This window comes from Pseudomonas sp. GM74, from assembly GCF_000282455.1.
GTDB lineage: Bacteria > Pseudomonadota > Gammaproteobacteria > Pseudomonadales > Pseudomonadaceae > Aquipseudomonas.
In genome coordinates this window covers 34,872-52,810 of the sequence record NZ_AKJG01000013.1, presented here as the reverse complement: position 1 = coordinate 52,810, position 17,939 = coordinate 34,872, and the positions used below count along the sequence as shown (strand labels likewise).

At 60.1% G+C, this 17,939-nt stretch carries 15 protein-coding genes and 1 pseudogene; 11 read left to right on the top strand and 5 right to left on the bottom strand.

The genetic code is table 11. From position 1 onward, the window contains the following. The 5 genes from PMI34_RS29155 to PMI34_RS23335 all read left to right on the top strand — a co-directional run. A partial coding sequence (locus PMI34_RS29155; RefSeq protein WP_238538755.1) for a hypothetical protein occupies positions 1–236 on the top strand: 236 nt, incomplete at its 5' end. Between the two features lie 191 nt (positions 237–427). Next, positions 428–2,221 carry a DUF1302 domain-containing protein gene (locus tag PMI34_RS23320; RefSeq protein WP_008046794.1) on the top strand — a complete coding sequence of 598 codons (1,794 nt, stop codon included), beginning with the start codon at positions 428–430 and terminating at the stop codon, positions 2,219–2,221. Between the two features lie 23 nt (positions 2,222–2,244). Beyond that, on the top strand, positions 2,245–3,615 hold the full coding sequence (locus PMI34_RS23325) for a DUF1329 domain-containing protein (protein WP_008046793.1): 1,371 nt from the start codon (positions 2,245–2,247) through the stop codon (positions 3,613–3,615). Positions 3,616–3,756: 141 nt separating this feature from the next. Beyond that, entirely contained in the window at positions 3,757–6,303 is a 2,547-nt protein-coding gene (locus PMI34_RS23330; protein WP_008046792.1) for a LuxR C-terminal-related transcriptional regulator, read from the top strand. A gap of 171 nt (positions 6,304–6,474) precedes the next feature. Further along, positions 6,475–7,164, top strand: coding sequence for a hypothetical protein (locus PMI34_RS23335; RefSeq protein WP_008046791.1), 690 nt, complete (start codon positions 6,475–6,477; stop codon positions 7,162–7,164). Here the strand turns inward: PMI34_RS23335 and PMI34_RS23340 are convergent. Beyond that, entirely contained in the window at positions 7,129–7,953 is an 825-nt protein-coding gene (locus tag PMI34_RS23340) for an IclR family transcriptional regulator (protein ID WP_008046790.1), read from the bottom strand. The genes PMI34_RS23335 and PMI34_RS23340 overlap by 36 nt on opposite strands. Positions 7,954–8,116: 163 nt before the next feature. Here PMI34_RS23340 and hmgA point away from each other — a divergent pair, with 163 nt between their 5' ends. The 3 genes from hmgA to maiA are packed head-to-tail and all read left to right on the top strand — an operon-like array spanning position 8,117 to position 11,377. Continuing rightward, the gene (gene hmgA, locus PMI34_RS23345) at positions 8,117–9,421 is read left to right on the top strand and encodes a homogentisate 1,2-dioxygenase (RefSeq protein WP_008046789.1); all 1,305 of its coding nucleotides are present in this window, start codon (positions 8,117–8,119) and stop codon (positions 9,419–9,421) included. Positions 9,422–9,424: 3 nt separating this feature from the next. Next, positions 9,425–10,729 carry a fumarylacetoacetase gene (gene fahA / locus PMI34_RS23350; protein WP_008046788.1) on the top strand — a complete coding sequence of 435 codons (1,305 nt, stop codon included), beginning with the start codon at positions 9,425–9,427 and terminating at the stop codon, positions 10,727–10,729. A gap of 12 nt (positions 10,730–10,741) precedes the next feature. Continuing rightward, positions 10,742–11,377: a maleylacetoacetate isomerase gene (maiA, locus tag PMI34_RS23355; RefSeq protein ID WP_008046786.1), complete on the top strand. Its 636-nt coding sequence runs from the start codon at positions 10,742–10,744 to the stop codon at positions 11,375–11,377. 137 nt (positions 11,378–11,514) lie between these two features. Here the strand turns inward: maiA and PMI34_RS23360 are convergent, their stop codons facing one another. Next, positions 11,515–12,318: a SirB1 family protein gene (locus tag PMI34_RS23360; protein WP_008046784.1), complete on the bottom strand. Its 804-nt coding sequence runs from the start codon at positions 12,316–12,318 to the stop codon at positions 11,515–11,517. 183 nt (positions 12,319–12,501) lie between these two features. Here PMI34_RS23360 and PMI34_RS23365 point away from each other — a divergent pair, with 183 nt between their 5' ends. Continuing rightward, a complete protein-coding gene (locus PMI34_RS23365; protein WP_008046782.1) occupies positions 12,502–13,521 on the top strand; it encodes a Glu/Leu/Phe/Val dehydrogenase family protein in 1,020 nt (339 codons plus the stop codon). A 188-nt stretch (positions 13,522–13,709) separates the two neighbouring features. On the opposite strand, the pseudogene PMI34_RS23370 reads toward PMI34_RS23365, so the two are convergent. Next, positions 13,710–13,949: pseudogene (locus PMI34_RS23370) on the bottom strand (YebG family protein); the annotation flags it as partial. 276 nt (positions 13,950–14,225) lie between these two features. Between PMI34_RS23370 and PMI34_RS23375 the strand changes: the two are divergent. After that, on the top strand, positions 14,226–14,726 hold the full coding sequence (locus PMI34_RS23375; RefSeq protein ID WP_008000650.1) for a phosphate-starvation-inducible protein PsiE: 501 nt from the start codon (positions 14,226–14,228) through the stop codon (positions 14,724–14,726). Here PMI34_RS23375 and PMI34_RS23380 read toward each other — a convergent pair. Together PMI34_RS23380 and PMI34_RS23385 are read right to left on the bottom strand one after the other, a co-directional pair. Beyond that, the gene (locus tag PMI34_RS23380; RefSeq protein ID WP_008046777.1) at positions 14,723–15,037 is read right to left on the bottom strand and encodes a DUF3509 domain-containing protein; all 315 of its coding nucleotides are present in this window, start codon (positions 15,035–15,037) and stop codon (positions 14,723–14,725) included. The genes PMI34_RS23375 and PMI34_RS23380 overlap by 4 nt on opposite strands. A 309-nt stretch (positions 15,038–15,346) precedes the next feature. After that, positions 15,347–16,723, bottom strand: coding sequence for an L-serine ammonia-lyase (locus PMI34_RS23385; protein WP_008046775.1), 1,377 nt, complete (start codon positions 16,721–16,723; stop codon positions 15,347–15,349). Between the two features lie 135 nt (positions 16,724–16,858). Here PMI34_RS23385 and PMI34_RS23390 point away from each other — a divergent pair, with 135 nt between their 5' ends. Then, positions 16,859–17,806: a LysR substrate-binding domain-containing protein gene (locus tag PMI34_RS23390; RefSeq protein ID WP_008046773.1), complete on the top strand. Its 948-nt coding sequence runs from the start codon at positions 16,859–16,861 to the stop codon at positions 17,804–17,806. Positions 17,807–17,939: the final 133 nt, after the last annotated feature.

The window sequence follows — 17,939 nt, the reverse complement described above, 5'->3', positions numbered from 1 at the left end:
AGCCAGCTCCCACAAGGGACCGTGCCGTCGCTGAAAATGAGGCCCATAAAAAAGGCCGCTGCAAACGCAGCGGCCAAAGTAAGACGTTGGATCAGGAGCTACAAATCAACGTCGGTGAACACGGGGCGATGAGCCGAATCCTCAATTCATCTAAATTTTTTCAGTCACGGCGCAGGCTGTTACAGCGTGCCTTGCGGCCGTGGCAGCCAGATAAGAATAAGCCCTCGGCGCTGTAGGAAAAATACCAATTCCCGACATGCACTGTTGCAGCCCGGGCAACAGTCAGGATTCGGTGGTTCGACGTCCGGGTGATGACCCGGTGCCAATCATCCTTTAGAGGTACACCACGAATACCTCCTTGGTGCGCTTATCGACCCCGATGCCCGGCAGTAGGGTGAGGCCTTCTGTCACTCACCGGGGAAGACGCATGACAAAAACAACAATGCGCGCCATCTTCACACCGCAGGCGCTGGCGGCTGCGGTTGCCTTGGGTTGCTGCACCCAGGCGCAGGCCATTTCGTTCAACATCGGGGAAATCGAGGGGACGTTCGACTCCTCGCTGTCGGTCGGCGCGAGCTGGGGCATGCGTGATGCGGATAGCGCGTTGGTGGGTACCGTTAACGGTGGTTCCGGCCAGTCTTCGACCGGTGATGACGGGCGATTGAATTTCAAGAAGGGTGAAACCTTCTCGAAGATCTTCAAGGGTATTCACGACCTCGAACTGAAGTACGGCGACACCGGTGCGTTTGTGCGTGGCAAGTACTGGTACGACTTTGAACTCAAGGATGAAAGCCGCCCATTCAAGGACATCAGCGACCACAATCGCAAAGAAGGCGCCAAGTCTTCAGGCGGACAAATCCTCGACGCTTTCGTCTATCACAACTACTCCCTCGCCGATTTGCCGGGCACGGTCCGCGCCGGCAAGCAGGTGGTCAGTTGGGGCGAGAGCACCTTCATCGGCAACTCGATCAACAGCATCAATCCGGTCGACGTGTCCGCGTTCCGTCGTCCTGGCGCCGAGATCAAGGAAGGCCTGATCCCGGTCAACATGCTGTTCGCCTCCCAGGGCCTGACGGAGAAGTTGACCGTGGAAGGCTTTTATCAACTGGAATGGGACCAGACGGTCGTCGATAACTGCGGCACTTTCTTTGGTGTCGATGTGGTGGCGGACGGCTGCAACAAGGGCTACACCGTGGCCAACCCGGCCATTGCACCCTTGCAGCCGATTGCTGCTGCCTTCGGCCAGGGCTTCGAGGTCAGCAAGGAGGGGGTGATCGTCCCCCGTGGCGGTGACCGCGATGCCCGGGATTCGGGACAGTGGGGTACGGCGTTGCGCTGGCTGGGGGACGATACCGAGTACGGTTTGTACGTCATGAACTACCACAGCCGTTCACCGAATGTCGGGACCACCACCGCCGCCCCCGGTACGCTGGCGAGCATTCCAGGGATCGTTGCCACCGCCAACCGCATCGCCCCCGGCAGCGGTTCGGGCCTGGCCCAAAGCGTGATGCTCGGTCGCGGCCAGTATTACCTCGAATACCCGGAGGACATCCGCCTCTACGGCGCGAGCTTCGCCACCACCTTATCCACCGGCACCGCGTGGAGCGGGGAAATCAGCTACCGCCCCAACCTCCCGGTGCAGGTCAACACCAATGACCTGACCCTGGCCATGCTCAATCCGATAGCGGGCGGTGCGGCATCGCCCATCGCCACGTCGCCCGGGGCTGACAACAAGGGTTATCGCCGCAAGGAAGTGACACAGATCCAGAGCACCCTGACGCACTTCATCGACCAGATCGCCGGTGCGGATCGCCTGACCCTGGTGGGCGAGGCGGCGGTGGTCCGGGTCGGTGGACTGGAATCGCGCAGCAAACTTCGCTACGGCCGCGACTCGGTGTATGGCCAGTATGGTTTCGGCGGTGATATCGATGGCTTCGTGACCTCGACTTCATGGGGTTATCGCGGCCGGGCCATCCTCGACTACAACAACCTCATCGCCGGGATCAACGTCAGGCCCAACCTCTCGTGGTCCCACGATGTCTCCGGCTATGGCCCCAACGGTCTGTTCAACGAAGGCGCCAAGGCCATCAGCCTCGGTGTCGATGCGGACTATCGCAACACCTATACCGCGAGCCTGAGTTACACCGACTTTTTCGGCGGTGACTACAACGTCCTCACCGACCGTGACTTCGTGGCGTTGAGCTTTGGTGTGAACTTCTGATCTGGCTGAAAAGGATGAATTCAATGCGCAAGATGATTCTGCAATTGGGCACCGTTCTGGCCCTGAGTCTGCTGGCCGCCAACGTGATGGCCGCAGTGCCGCCGGAAGAAGCCGGCAAGCTCGGCACCAGCCTTACACCGCTTGGTGCCGAGAAGGCCGGCAATGCCGATGGCTCGATCCCGGCCTGGACCGGCGGCATCCCGAAAAACGCTGGCGAGGTGGACAGCAAAGGTTTCCTGGCCGACCCGTTCGCCAACGAAAAGCCCTTGTTCGTGATCACCGCGGCGACCGTCGACAAGTACAAGGACAAGCTCTCCGACGGCCAGATTGCAATGTTCAAACGCTATCCGGAGACCTACAGGATTCCGGTCTATCCCACCCATCGCACCGTGGCGTTACCGGCCGAAATCTATGAGTCGGCCAAGCGCAGTGCACTGAACGTAACACCGATCAATGACGGTAACGGTCTGGCCAATTTCACCGGCAATCGCTACTACGCGTTCCCGATTCCGAAGAATGGCGTGGAAGTGATCTGGAACCACGTCACTCGTTACCACGGCGGCAATCTGCGCCGCACTATCACCCAGGCGACACCGCAGTCCAATGGCGACTTCACCGTGATCCGCTTCAAGGACGAGGTTGCCGTGCCGTCGTTGCTCAGCGATCTGAAACCGGGCAGCGACGATAACGTTCTCAACTACTTCAAACAGGAAGTGACCGCGCCGGCGCGGCTGGCGGGCAACGTGTTGCTGGTCCACGAGACCCTCGACCAGGTCAGGGAACCGCGCAAGGCCTGGATCTACAACGCAGGCCAGCGCCGGGTTCGGCGTGCGCCGCAGGTCGCCTATGACGGCGTCGGCACTTCATCCGACGGCCTGCGCACCACCGACAACTTCGACATGTTTTCCGGTGCGCCGGATCGCTACGACTGGAAACTGATCGGCAAGAAGGAGATGTATATCCCCTATAACAGCTACAAGCTCGACTCGCCCGACCTCAAGTACACCGATGTGATCAAGGCCGGGCACATCAATCAGGACCTGACTCGCTACGAGTTGCACCGGGTCTGGGAAGTCGTCGCCACGGTCAAGCCGAGCGAGCGCCACGTGTACGCCAAGCGCCACATGTACATCGACGAAGACAGCTGGCAAGTGGCGCTGGCCGACCACTATGACGGGCGTGGTCAGCTCTGGCGCGTCGCCGAAGGGCATGCCCAGTTTTACTACGATCACCAGGTGCCAGCCTACACCGTCGAAGCGCTGTATGACCTGATTGCCGGTCGCTATATCGCCCTGGGAATGAAGAACGAAGAGAAGCGCAGCTTCGAATTCAACATTGATGCAAAAGCGGGGGACTACACGCCGGCAGCGTTGCGTAGCACGGGAGTCAGGTAGGTTTCCTACAGGCTCCTACACAAAAGGGTGACTTTGCGGTCACCTTTTTTATAGCGGTCGATCAGTGTGTTGAATACTTCTTCAACAAGCGCTCGGGAGGGGGCTAGGGTGGCGCCAGAATTATAAAAAAGGCGCATCACAATGACCGCAATGACGCACTGTCTGGACCGCCCTGGCTTCCTGCCCCGACTGTCGTCCCATCATCTGTCCCGCGAGCGGCTGATCGAGCCCATGCTGGTCTCGACCGCGCGGGTGAAGTTGCTTTGCGCTCCGGCCGGTAGTGGCAAGAGCGCGTTGCTCACCGAATGCCTGCTGCGGGCGCCGGAGCGCGCTCGGGTCTGTTGGCTGCCGCTGGTGGGGGAGTCGTTGAGTGCAGCGGATTTTCTGTTGCGCCTGACGCAAGCGCTGGGTCTGCCCTCGGCGGATGAGCCGGGGTTGCTGGCGCATCTGGCGCTATTGCAGACGCCGACCTGGCTGTTTCTCGATGATTACTGCCGCGCACCCAACCCGGAGCTCGACCGGATGCTCGATCGCCTGTTGGCCGTTGCCAGTCCGGCGCTGACCTGGTGGGTGGGCTCCCGGCGGCGACCACCCTGCAACTGGCCGCGGTTGCTGCTCGATGATGAGCTGTACGAGTGCGAAGCCCGGACGCTGGCCTTTACCGAGGCCGAGGTCGGGCAGTTGCTCGGTCATGTCGAGCCGACCCTGGCGGCACAAACCGCAAAAAGGGTGGTTCAGCGCAACGGTGGCTGGTGCGCTGGCGTGCGCATCGCGTTGCTCAATGGTTGTCCATGGTCGGGTGAGCAGGGGCGTTCGGCGACATTGCTCGATTATCTGCAACACGAGTTGTTCAACACCTTACCGTCGGAGTTGGTCGAGGTCTGGAAGGTGTTGGTCCATCTGCCACGATTCAATGCCAGCCTGTGCGAGCATCTTTTCGGTACGGGTGAGGGCGCGCAGTGGCTGCACGCGTTGCAGGACATGGGCTGCTTCATTGAACCCTGGGAAGACTCCGTCGAGTGGTTGCGGATCTTCGAGCCACTGGCCCGGGAGATGCGTGAGGAACCGACCCCGGCCGGGCGATCCTGGCATCGCCGCGCGTGCCAATGGTTCAGCGCCGAAGAAGACTGGCAGGGCGCCTTCGAGCAGGCATTGCTGGCGCAAGAGCACGAAGTCGCGGTCAGCCTGATGCAACACTTCAGTTTTGAGCATCTGTTCAAGCGTCAGAACGTCAGCTGGTTACTCAAGCTGCACGAGCAACTGGGTGAACAGTTGACCCTGGGCACGCCGCAACGGGTGGGGTTGATCACTGCGGCTTTGCTGTTTGCCGGGCGTTTCGAGCAGGCAGCGGCCTGCATTGGGCAGTTGTCCAGATTTGCCCCGCAACCGACGGCATCCTTGCAACGGCAACTGCTGGCGCGTTGGCAGGCGCAACAAGGGTGGTTGCTGCATTTGCAGGGACGCCTGCCGGCGGCACGGGCGCATTTTATCGAGGCGCTGGACGGGCTGGACGCCGAGGCGTGGCCCGCTCGGTTGCTGTGTCTGTCCGGGTTGACCCAGCAAGCGCTGCTCAACGCTGACCTCGATGCCGCCCAGGCCTTCAATCGTGACGCCCTGTGCCTGGCGCGGGCACAAGGCTCGTTGCTGTTTGAAGGCTTGCTCGAACTCGATCATGCGCAGTTGCTGGAGCAGCGTGGTGCACCCCGGCGAGCCGGGCAGTTGCTGGCCGACATCCATGAAATGCTCGGACGGCAGGCGGATCGACCGACGCTGTTGCTGGGACGAATCGCCCTGCGGCGCGGGCGGTTGGCCTTGTGCCAGGGCCAGGATGAATTGGCCGGTGAATGTTTCCAGGCGGGCCTTGATGACTGCCTGCACAGTCAGGACAAGCACGTGTTGTATGGGTTTCTCGGGCAGGCGCAACTGGCGGCCAATCAACGTGATTACGCCCATGCATTTGATCGTCTGCGCGAGGCCGAACGGTTGATGCAGCAACGGCAGATCCCCGACACGGTTTATCGCGGTGTGCTGCTGCAAGTCAGCAGTCATTTCTGGCTGCAACAAGGGCGCCCTGAGTTGGCCCGGGAAGCGTTGACCCGGGTCTTGCGTCATTACCGCGGGGCCCACGCGCGCCAGGCACCGCCGGCCACGCTACAGCTGATTGCACGTATCGAGTATCAGTTGGTGTTGGCCGAGACTCAACTGCAACTGGTGCAACGTCCACTGGATAGACTCAAGGCGTTACTCGAGCACGCGCAACAACACGCCATGCTGGCGCTGGAAACGGAGCTGCAATTGGCGATCTGCGAAGTGGCGGACCTGACGGGGGAGCCGGACATGGCTCACGCAGCACTGGAGGCCGGTCTGGTGCTCGTGAAGCGTTGTCACGGGCAACAGGCATTGCGTGATTTGAACTTGCGCCAGCCAAACCTGATCTGTCGTTTACAAGGGGAGGATACGGTGACCGCGCTGGCCCTTGATGTCAGCCTGCTGAGTTGTCGGGAGCTGGAAGTGCTCGGCCTGATTGCCCAGGGTAATTCCAATCAGCAAATTGCCGAGCAGTTGTTCATTTCGCTGCATACGGTGAAAACCCATGCCCGGCGCATTCACAGCAAGTTGGGTGTGGAGCGGCGTACACAGGCAGTTGCCATGGCGAAGAAGTTGGGATTGATAATGCAGGTTTGGTAGTCGTTGGTTTTTAGTTTGTAAATAAATTAAAACATACGGTCGCGTGCATAAATAACCGTGTTGATTAGTATGGTAGTCGGCGCTGATAAATAAGCAATTTGTTGCATTGTCAGTATATTGGTCGACAGTTCGAGCAGGATGCTCGGCTCTTTAACGTGACAGGAAGTCTGTATGAGTGACAGTTTTTTTTCTTACAGTAAGGTTTTGCGATTGAAGCGTATTCGTGCGGATTTCGCCGTCGAGGTGCTGTTGGCTGAGCGCTTGGGGGAACTCGAAATCAATCCGTACTTTACCTATCTGAATACCCTGGTTGATTTAGTTGGCACTGGTGTCGGCGAGTCCAGGACGTTATTCGATGAAACGCTGGAGTGGGTTGAGAAGGAGGCAATGCCTAATTATGATCATGGCCTAAATGGCATCTTCGATCGGCGGTTTTCTTACGAGCCGAAACATCGGGTTAAAGGGCTCGGCCTTATACAGTTTGAGGAGATAGTTATTGATGTCGTGCGCCTGCTCACCGATGCACCCTCAATCAATCTTTCAAAGCGCGAGATCAATGTTTCGGGCATCGAGCAAGTCCACGCAGCGTTAAAACATCAAATCCCCGAGATCAATATTGATAACGTGTACGTGACCAGTTTTGTGATTGAGCCGGGCGGACGGAGAATAACTCAGTCCCGAAGGCTGGCCGAAGATGTCTTTGTTCATTTTCAACATAATGAAATTCCTTACTATCACGGCGAAGGAGTTGGTGTTTTTTCGATCGCCTACAGTTCCCGGGAAGCTCATTTGCATCCGCAACTCACGATCAAGGATATCAGTGACCTAGTGATCGAAATCGCTCCGCAGTTCCTGATCTGATACGGAAGGACTCTCGTAGCCCATCCGCCAACTGATGGCCCGTGTCGCAGCCAGTAATCGCTGCGCTGCGGGGCCATTTTCGTCGGCATGAAACAGCGACGTCGGCCCCACCACCGTCAGCACTGCCGCAATCTTGCCCATCGCGTTGAACACAGGCGCCGACAAGGCATCCACACCGGGCATCAACAATCCATGCACATGATGCAGGCCCCGTTGGCGGATCTGTTCGCACATCGTCGTGTACGCCTGCTGATCGGCCAAGGCGTGGGCGGTGCTGTTCTGCAATTCCTGTTCACGCAGGTCCACGGTTTCACGCGCAGGCAAGTAGGCGCCAAATACCAGTCCCGTCGAAGAACTGAGCAATGGCAACACCGAGCCCAGTTGTGTCACCACCGTCACCGCACGCACCGCCGGTTCGATATGCACCACGGTCGCGCCCTGATTGCCCCACACCGCCAGAAAACAGGTTTCGTTCAAGTCGTCGCGCAGTTCAGCCAGGGGCAGGGCGGCGACTTTCAGCACGTCCATACTGTTGAGTGCCGCCAACCCGACGCGCAAGGCTTCGCGACCCAGACCGTAATGGTTGGTGGCGGCGTTCTGTTCGGCGAATCCGCTGGCGATCAGGGCCTGCAAATAGCGGTGAACCTTGCTCGCCGGCATCTGCACGTGTTCGGCCAGGCGCGACAGCGAAGTCGAAGGCGACAACTCGGCCAGCGCCTTGAGGATGTCGGTGCCAACCTCGGCCGAGCGGACTTTCTGTTTACCGTTGTTGTCGCTGGTTTTTTCCATGGTGGCTGGGATCCCGGGACGAATGGGCGTCTTTATAGCTTGACGGTCAATACCAATCAAATTACGTTATGCGTAATCAAATTACGATAAAAACAACCCGGGCGTGCCTCGACCTCTGCAATAGAGCGAGCGGCCACTGCCGACTCCCTGTTCAGGAGGCTCCATGAACCCCGATTCAACGACGCCAGCGCTGGCCTACCTGTCAGGCTTCGGCAACGAATTCAGCAGCGAAGCGTTGCCCGGCGCACTGCCTGTTGGCCAGAACTCCCCGCAAAAAGCCCCGTACGGCCTTTACACCGAACTGTTCTCCGGCACGGCGTTCACCATGGCGCGCAGCGAAGCGCGGCGGACCTGGATGTACCGTATTCAGCCGTCGGCCAATCACCCGGCATTCGTCAAGCTGGACCGGCAACTGGCCGGCGGCCCGCTGGGCGAGGTGACCCCCAACCGCCTGCGCTGGAACCCGCTGGACATTCCCGCCGAGCCGACCGATTTCATCGACGGCCTGGTGAGCATGGCCGCCAACTCGGGCGCAGAAAAACCGACCGGGATCAGCATCTACAACTACCGCGCCAACCGTTCCATGGAGCGCGTGTTCTTCAACGCCGACGGCGAGATGTTGCTGGTGCCTGAACGGGGGCGCCTGCGCATTGCCACCGAGCTGGGCGTGCTTGAACTGGAACCGCTGGAAATTGCCGTACTGCCTCGCGGCCTTAAATTCCGCATCGAACTGCTCGACCCGCAAGCCCGCGGTTACGTCGCGGAAAACCACGGTGCGCCGTTGCGACTACCGGACCTGGGGCCGATTGGCAGCAATGGCCTGGCCAATCCGCGGGATTTCCTGACCCCGGTGGCGGCCTACGAAAACCTGCAACAACCCACCACGCTGGTGCAGAAGTTCCTTGGCCAGTTGTGGGCCTGCGAGCTCAATCATTCGCCGCTTAACGTGGTCGCCTGGCACGGTAACAACGTGCCGTACAAATATGACCTGCGCCGCTTCAACACCATCGGCACCGTCAGTTTCGATCACCCCGATCCGTCGATCTTCACCGTGCTGACTTCACCGACCAGCGTTCACGGCCTGGCCAACCTTGACTTCGTGATCTTCCCGCCGCGCTGGATGGTGGCCGAGAAAACCTTCCGTCCGCCGTGGTTCCATCGCAACCTGATGAACGAATTCATGGGATTGATCCAGGGCGAATACGACGCCAAGGCTGAAGGCTTTGTGCCCGGCGGTGCTTCGCTGCACAGCTGCATGAGCGCCCACGGTCCCGACGGAGAGACTTGCACCAAAGCGATCAACGCCGACCTCAAGCCGGCGAAAATCGACAACACCATGGCGTTCATGTTCGAGACCAGCCAGGTGTTGCGCCCAAGCCGTTTCGCCCTCGATTGCCCGCAACTGCAAAACACATACGACGCTTGCTGGGCTACGTTGCCCGCCACTTTCGACCCGACCCGGAGATAACCCATGACGCAGACTTCCATCACTCGCAGCTGGGTTGCATCCGCCAACGGCCACGCGGATTTCCCCCTGCAAAACCTGCCGCTGGGCGTGTTCAGTCTCAACGGTTCGGCACCGCGCAGTGGCGTGGCCATTGGCGAGCATATCTTTGATCTGCAAGCGGCCCTGGAGGCCGGGTTGTTCGATGGCGCCGCGAAGGCTGCCGTCGAGGCCACCCGTGGCGGCCAGCTGAATGCATTCTTCGAACTGGGCCGCGAGGCTCGCGTCGCGTTGCGCGAGCGTTTGCTGGAACTGTTCGTCGAGGGCAGCACCCTGCACGGCAAGATCGAAGCCCAGGGCGCAAAACTGCTGCCGCTGGCGGCGGATTGCGAGATGCACCTGCCGGCGAAAATCAACGATTACACCGACTTCTACGTCGGCATCGAGCACGCGCAGAACGTCGGCAAACTGTTCCGTCCCGACAACCCGTTGCTGCCCAACTACAAGTACGTGCCAATCGGCTATCACGGCCGCGCATCGACCATTCGCCCCTCCGGCACCGATGTACGTCGCCCGAAAGGCCAGACCTTGCCGGCCGGTCAGAGTGAACCGACCTTTGGCCCTTGCGCGCGCCTGGACTACGAGCTGGAGCTGGGCATCTGGATCGGCCAGGGCAACGACATGGGCGACTCGATTGCCATTGGCGACGCCGCCGATCACATCGCCGGTTTCTGCCTGCTCAACGACTGGTCGGCACGGGACATCCAGGCCTGGGAATATCAGCCGCTGGGGCCGTTCCTGTCGAAAAGCTTCATCACCAGCATCTCGCCGTGGGTGGTCACCGCCGAAGCGCTGGAGCCGTTCCGTCGTGCCCAGCCTGCGCGTCCCGAAGGCGATCCGCAGCCGCTGCCGTATCTGTTCGACAAGCGCGACCAGGCCGCTGGAGCATTCGACATCGAACTGGAAGTGTTGCTGCTCACCGAAGCCATGCGCGAACAGAACCTGCCAGCCCATCGCCTGACCCTGAGCAACACCGGGCACATGTACTGGACCGTGGCGCAAATGGTCGCGCACCACAGCGTCAACGGTTGCCAATTGCAGGCCGGTGACTTGTTCGGTTCTGGCACCTTGTCGGGGCCACAGAGCGGTCAGTTCGGCAGCCTGCTGGAAATTACCGAAGGCGGTAAAAAGCCGATCGAACTGGCCTCGGGCGAGGTGCGTAAATTCCTTGAGGACGGAGACGAAATCATCCTGCGCGGCCGTTGCCGCCGCGACGGTTTCGCGTCCATCGGTTTCGGTGAATGCCGCGGCAAAGTGCTGCCGGCGCGCTGAGAGGAGCAGGGCATGGATCTCTATACCTACTACCGTTCGACATCTTCGTACCGGGTGCGTATCGCGTTGGCACTCAAGGGCCTGGATTATCAATCTTTGCCAGTCAACCTGATCGCACCCCAGGGCGGCGAGCATCGGCAGCCGGCTTATCTGGGTATCAACCCGCAAGGCCGGGTGCCGGCCTTGCGCACCGATGAAGGCGAGTTGCTGATCCAGTCTCCCGCGATCATCGAGTACCTGGAGGAACGTTATCCACAGGTCCCGCTGCTGTCCAAAGACCTGGCTGCGCGCGCTCACGAGCGCGGCGTGGCGGCAGTGATCGGCTGCGATGTGCACCCGCTGCACAACGTCAGCGTGCTCAATCGGTTGCGCCAGTCGGGCTACGACGAACCGCAGGTGGTGGAGTGGATCGGCCACTGGATCGGCCAGGGGCTGGCCACGGTGGAGCAATTGATCGGTGATGACGGTTACTGCTTCGGCCCCGAGCCTGGGCTGGCGGACGTCTACCTGATCCCGCAGTTGTACGCGGCCGAGCGCTTCAATGTTTCCCTTGAGGCTTATCCACGCATCCGGCGAGTGGCGGCATTGGCGGCGACGCATCCGGCGTTCATCAAGGCGCATCCGGCGAATCAGCCAGATACACCATAACCCAATGTGGGAGCGGCGGTGCGGCGGTCCGACTTGCTCGCGAAAGCGGTGTGTCAGCCACATTATTGTTGGCTGACACGCCCTCTTCGCGAGCAAGTCGGACTGCCGCACCACCGCTCCCACAAGGTTTATTGTGATTAGTGAACGATGGCGTTCGGCGGCAAATGCCCCAGCCGTTCCGTCAGGCGAATCCGCTGGATCGGGTCGTCACTGAGCAGCAGCGCATGCTCGAGGTCAAAACGCTCGGCATTCGGGCAGTCCAGCCGTTGGTACAGGCTGGCCCGGGCCAGATAATCGGCGGCAGTGGCATTGCCCAGTTCCAGGACGCGCTCGGCGTCGATCAAGGCATTGATGACATCGTCGTGGGACAGGTACAGCTGGCGCAGGTTGCGCGACAACCGTTGCAGCATCTGCACTGGCTCGGCGGTAACCAGGTGCTCGGCGCTGAGCTTCATGTTCGGGCCGTACTGGCGGTGCAGCAGTTCTCGACAATCGTTCGGATAAAGGCGACGGCCGCCGCAGGGATCGAGCAAATGATCGGCGCCCGGAACCCGCAGCAGGAAATGCCCGGGGAAGTTGACCCCGACCATGGGAATCTCCAGGCCCCTGGCCAACTCCAGCGCAATCAACCCCAGCGTCAAGGGTTGCCCTCGTCGGCGCTCCAGTACTTTGTCAATCAGTGCCACTTGCGGGCGCAAGGGTGTGAAGTCGTCCTGGGCGAAGCCAAGGTCATTCATGCGCCGCAGCAGTGGCTGGGCCAGTTCGCTGACCGGCAGCATCGGCAAGCCGCCACTGACCCGTTGTTGCAACACCTGGAAATCGGCCAACAGCGCTTGCGGCTGCACCTCGCTGTCGTGCTCGGCCGCAATCCACAGAGCCGCCTCGAACAGCGCGGGCGGTGAACGTAGCAGGCAGGCGAAAAACGATTGGCGCGGGGTCATCAAAATCTCCGGGCAATGCCTCGTTTTAGCCCCCTCTCCGGCTTTCGTCCAGTGCTGCACAAGGGCGACCACCGGTTATTTCCGAAAGCCTGCTTTGGGGCCGTGCTTATTCCGGTGCGCTTCTGCAATTTTTGGGCGCAAGCCTATACTGGCGACTACAAGAAGTGATTCGGGAGCCTTACGATGTTCGCTCTCATGCAAAGCACCCGCCTTGAATCGCTGCATCTGAGCGTTGACTCGGTCACCGGGTTGAAGGCGGTCATTGCCATTCATAACAGCCGGCTGGGGCCTGCCCTGGGTGGTTGTCGTTACCTTGCCTACCCGAGCGACGAATCGGCGGTCGAGGATGCCGTGCGCCTGGCCCAGGGCATGAGCTACAAGGCAGCGCTGGCCGGTCTGGCCCAGGGCGGCGGCGTGGCGGTGATCGTGCGCCCGGCCCATGTGGAAAACCGTGCAGCGCTGTTCGAAGCCTTCGGACGCTGCATCGAACAGCTCGAGGGTCGCTACATCACCGCCATCGACAGCGGTACTTCAGTGGCGGACATGGATTGCATCGCCCAGCAGACCCAGCACGTCACCAGCACCACCTCGGCGGGCGACCCCGCGCCACACGCGGCGATGGGCGTGTTCACCGGCATTCGCGCCACTGCGATGGCGCGACTGGGCAGCGATAACCTCGAAGGCCTGCGCGTGGCCATCCAGGGCCTGGGCAATGTCGGTTATGCCTTGGCAGAACAGTTGCACGCCGCCGGTGCCGAACTGCTGGTCAGCGACATCGATCACGGCAAGGTGCAACTGGCCATGGAGCAACTCGGCGCCCACCCGATTGCCAACGAAGCGCTGCTCAGCACTCCTTGCGACATCCTCGCGCCCTGCGGGCTGGGCGGTGTACTCAACAGCCATACCGTGACGCAACTGCGCTGCTCGGCGGTGGCCGGTTCGGCGAACAATCAGCTGACACATCTGGATGTCGCCGACCAACTGGAACGCCGCGGCATCCTGTACGCACCAGATTATGTGATCAACGCCGGTGGGCTGATTTACGTGTCGCTCAAACACCGTGGTGAAGAACTGTCGACCATCACCGCGCACCTGTCGAAAATCAGCTCGCGCCTGACCGAAGTGTTCGCCCATGCCCAGGCGGAAAAACGCTCCCCGGCTCGGGTGGCCGACGAGTTGGCGGAGAAAGTGTTGTACCGCTGAATTGGGCATGCGTTATCCACAGGCATGAAAAAGGCCCTGGGTCATTCGACTCAGGGCCTGTTCAATTCGGGCTTTGCCTACTTGGCGGCTTTGGGGGCTTTGGCAGGCTTGGCCGGGGTGATCGGCTCAGCGGCCTCAACGACCTCGGTCGCCGCAACAGGTTGTGCGACTTCAACCGGTGCGCTGAGCAGTTCGGACAGGGCGTCCGGCTGGCTCTTGAACGCCTTGGCGAACACGTCGCGATTTTTCGCCATGTAAATCCCGGCTTCTTCCACTTGCTGCTCGGTCAGGGACGGAACGGCTTTTTGCAACACTTCAGCCAGCAATTCAGCCAGTTCGAGCATTTTGTCATGACGGTCAGCTTCGGCTTTATCCATGAACAAGCGCTCCAGATCTCGGCTGCTGCGGTATACCACTTCGACGGCCATTCACCACCTCACATGCCTTCACATTGGTTGTCGATTTCGACTACTGTATCTATATACAGCTAAAGGATAGGCGAAACCCTGTCTCTTGGGTAGTGGCTTTTTAATGTAGACCGGATTCTGGATTTGTCAGGCAAGGCGCTGCGCAGGTGCGACCAAACGCCACGGCGCGCAATCCAGAGCGGCTCGCCATCATGGGCTGGCCTTTTTTCTGCATGCAGGAAAACCGTCACGTCCAACCCGCATCATCCGGTCGAGTCGACCTAAGGAAGCAGCATCGTGAAAATCAACTGGGCCGAAAAACTGCGGCAGAACGTGCATGAACTGGCCGAGTCCCTGGGCAATCTGTTCGTCGAAACCTTTCACTACCTGGCGCTGTTCGCCATTGGTGCGGTGACCGCGTGGGCGGCGGTGATGGAATTTCTCGGGATGATCGAAGAAGGGCACATCAAGATCGATGACATCTTGCTGCTGTTCATCTACCTGGAACTGGGGGCGATGGTCGGGATTTACTTCAAGACCAACCACATGCCCGTGCGCTTCCTGATCTATGTGGCAATCACCGCGTTGACGCGGCTGCTGATTTCCAACGTTTCGCACCATAACCCGCCGGACCTGGGGATCATCTACCTGTGCGGCGGGATTCTGCTGTTGGCGTTTGCGATCCTGGTGGTGCGTTACGCTTCGTCGCAATTTCCTTCGGTGAAGATCGAGAACCCACACCGCAAAACAGGTGCGGGCTCCAGTGAACATCCGGAAGTAGAAAAGGGCGAGCTTTAAAGCCCCATGGCGGGTCGGGGGCGGCCATTGGCCGGTGGCGGCAGGCTGCGGGTGCCGTCATCGGTCATGGATTCGAGGATGGTCACGGCGCTGTGGCCCTGCTCGATGGCAATGCCGAATTGAATGCTTTGCACCAGTCGTTTCAGGCGCTCGGGGTCATTGCGTTGTTCGGCGCTGATCATGCGCTTGGCCACCACGCGCCCACTGTTGGACAGGGTCAGCATGATGCTGCCGTCCAGGCCCTGAATGCTCAGGTTGATCTGGTAATCCGCTGCAAAGGCATCGGTAATGAGCTGGAAAGGGTTGTCCATGATGCGTCACCGCCTGATTGAACGTGCAGTTGTTGACCGGCCGTGATCGGGTTGGTTCGCTATGTCAGACCACCGGCCATCTCGCCATCATTGTTCCAGGCAGGATGTAGCAAGGGGCATGCCGACAAAATTGTCGGACAAAAAACTGGTTCTGTAGGAGCGAGCTTGCTCGCGATGGTCGTCAACGATAACGCGTAAACCCAGACACCCCACGGTGCCTTTTGGTTTTTCGCGAGCAAGCTCGCTCCTACAGGGGCCGCGTTTTCTGCACGTTTCAGGGCACTAAGCCTCGACGTGCCTCCAAAGCGATCAGCATTCCACCCAGTTCACCGCCAGGCCGCCCCGCGACGTCTCTTTGTACTTGTCGTGCATGTCGGCCCCGGTGTCGCGCATGGTGCGGATCACCCGGTCCAGGGAAATGAAGTGTTTGCCGTCGCCGCGCAGGGCCATTTGCGTGGCGTTGATGGCCTTCACCGCGGCAATCGCGTTGCGCTCGATACACGGTACTTGCACCAATCCGCCAACCGGGTCGCAGGTAAGGCCGAGGTTGTGTTCCAGGCCGATTTCAGCGGCGTTTTCCAATTGCTCCGGGGTGGCACCAAGCACCTCTGCCAGGCCCGCGGCGGCCATAGCGCAGGCGGAGCCGACTTCGCCCTGGCAGCCGACTTCGGCCCCGGAGATCGAAGCGTTTTTCTTGCACAGGATGCCGACGGCAGCTGCGCCCATGAAGAACGCGACCACATCGTCGTCAGACGCGTCGGCATTGAATTTCATGTAGTAGTGCAGTACCGCCGGAATGATCCCCGCCGCGCCGTTGGTCGGTGCCGTGACCATGCGCCCGCCGGCCGCGTTTTCTTCGTTCACGGCAAGGGCGTACAGGTTGACCCATTCCATCGCTGACAACGTGGACGTGATGACATTCGGCTTGCCGATTTCCTGCAGGCTGCGATGCAGTTTCGCCGCTCGGCGCGGGACATTCAGACCGCCAGGCAGAATGCCTTCGTGGCGCAAGCCCTGTTCGACGCATTCGCGCATCACCGACCAGATATGCAACAGACCCTGGCGAATATCTGCGTCACTGCGCCATGCCCGTTCATTGGCCATCATCAGTTCACTCACCCGCAGCCCGTGCTGGTTGCAGAGCCTGAGCAGTTCGGCGGCACTGGAAAAGTCGTAAGGCAGCACCACATCGCCGGTCGGTGCGATCCCGGATTCGGCTTCGGCCGCTTCGATGATGAAACCGCCGCCCACCGAGTAGTAGGTCTGCTCGAACAGTTCACCGGTTTCGCTAAAAGCTGTCAGGGACATGGCGTTGGGGTGGTAGGGCAGACTTTCGTCTAGCAGCAGGAGGTCGCGTTGCCAGTCGAAGGCAATTTCCACGGCACCTGCCAGACACAATTTACCGGTTTCCCGCAGGGTGTGAATGCGACTGTCGATGGTAGTGGGATCGATACGATCAGGCCATTCGCCCATCAAGCCCATGACGCAGGCGCGGTCCGTTGCGTGGCCGACGCCGGTCGCTGACAGAGAACCGAAGAGGCGGATCTCCACACGTCGCACCTCAGCCAGAAAACCCTGATCTACCAGCGCTTGGGCAAAGGTTGCGGCAGCGCGCATCGGACCGACGGTATGGGAACTGGACGGGCCGATGCCGACTTTGAAGAGATCGAAAACACTGATAGCCATGCTAAAGCCTGTACATGCAATGGAAGGGAAATCGCTGCCATTTCTGTAGGACAAGCGCAATTTGGGCGATACTGCCTGTCACGATCCTGTGTGACCAACGAAAATTCCTAAGACATCCTTTAGCGGTACTAAACGATGAGCCGTCAATTACACGCCCAGACGTATGTCTGGCTGAACGTGTTTGCCTGTGCCGCGCGGCACCTGTCGTTCACCCGATGCGCCGAAGAGCTGCACATCACACCGGGAGCGGTGAGCCAACAGATTCGCCAGCTGGAAGAACGCCTGGGCTTTCGCCTGTTTCATCGCCGGGCCCGCGGGGTGGAGCTGAGTGCAGAGGGCCAGCGCCTGGCCATTACCGTCAACGAGGCCTTTGGCAGCATCGACGCGGAATTGCGGCGACTGGATGCAGGCATGATCAGCGGGATTCTGCGGGTGCGTTCGATTCCGTCGTTCCTGAGCAAATGGCTGACGCCGCGCCTGCCGCGTTTGCAGCAGCGATTTCCCGACATCCAGTTGCGCCTGGTGGCCGAGGACAGCAGCGTGCCGCTGCATGAAGGCGACTTCGACCTGGCGATCGACCTGAACGACGGCAGCTACCCAGGCCTGTTATCCACAGCCTTGCTGGATGAACAGATTTTTCCGGTGTGCGCGCCGAGCCTGTTGCGTGGTCGTCCGCCGCTGCACGGTCCGGCAGACCTGATGCACTTTCCCTTGCTGCACGACATCACCGCCTGGCGCGGCAGCTATGAGTACGCGGAATGGGAGTTTTACCTCAATGCCATCGGCTTCGAAGGGGCGGATGTGCGACGCGGGCATACGTTCAACCGCAATCACCTGACCATCGAAGCGGCCATCGCTGGCATGGGCGTAGCGATTGCGCGACGAACCTTGCTCAATGATGAGTTGGAGCGTGGTGCCTTGATCGTGCCGTTTGGCCTGGCGGTGCCCAATCACAAGCGCTACATGCTGCTTTACGCACCGGGGGCGTTGAGCCATCCGGGTGTGCGCGCGGTGCACGATTGGTTGGTGGAGGAGGCGGGTGCTTTTCGCAGCCTGCACCCGTTGGGGGAGCGGCAAATGTGAGTAATTGTTACGTAGGAGCAGGGCGACCCAACTCCCGACATTAACAGCGCTTTTGCTCCTTGTCCGGCTTTTTTTGCGTATGAATATTTATCTTTTTTCAGGGGTTGAATTGTTCAGCGTACAGACCGATTGT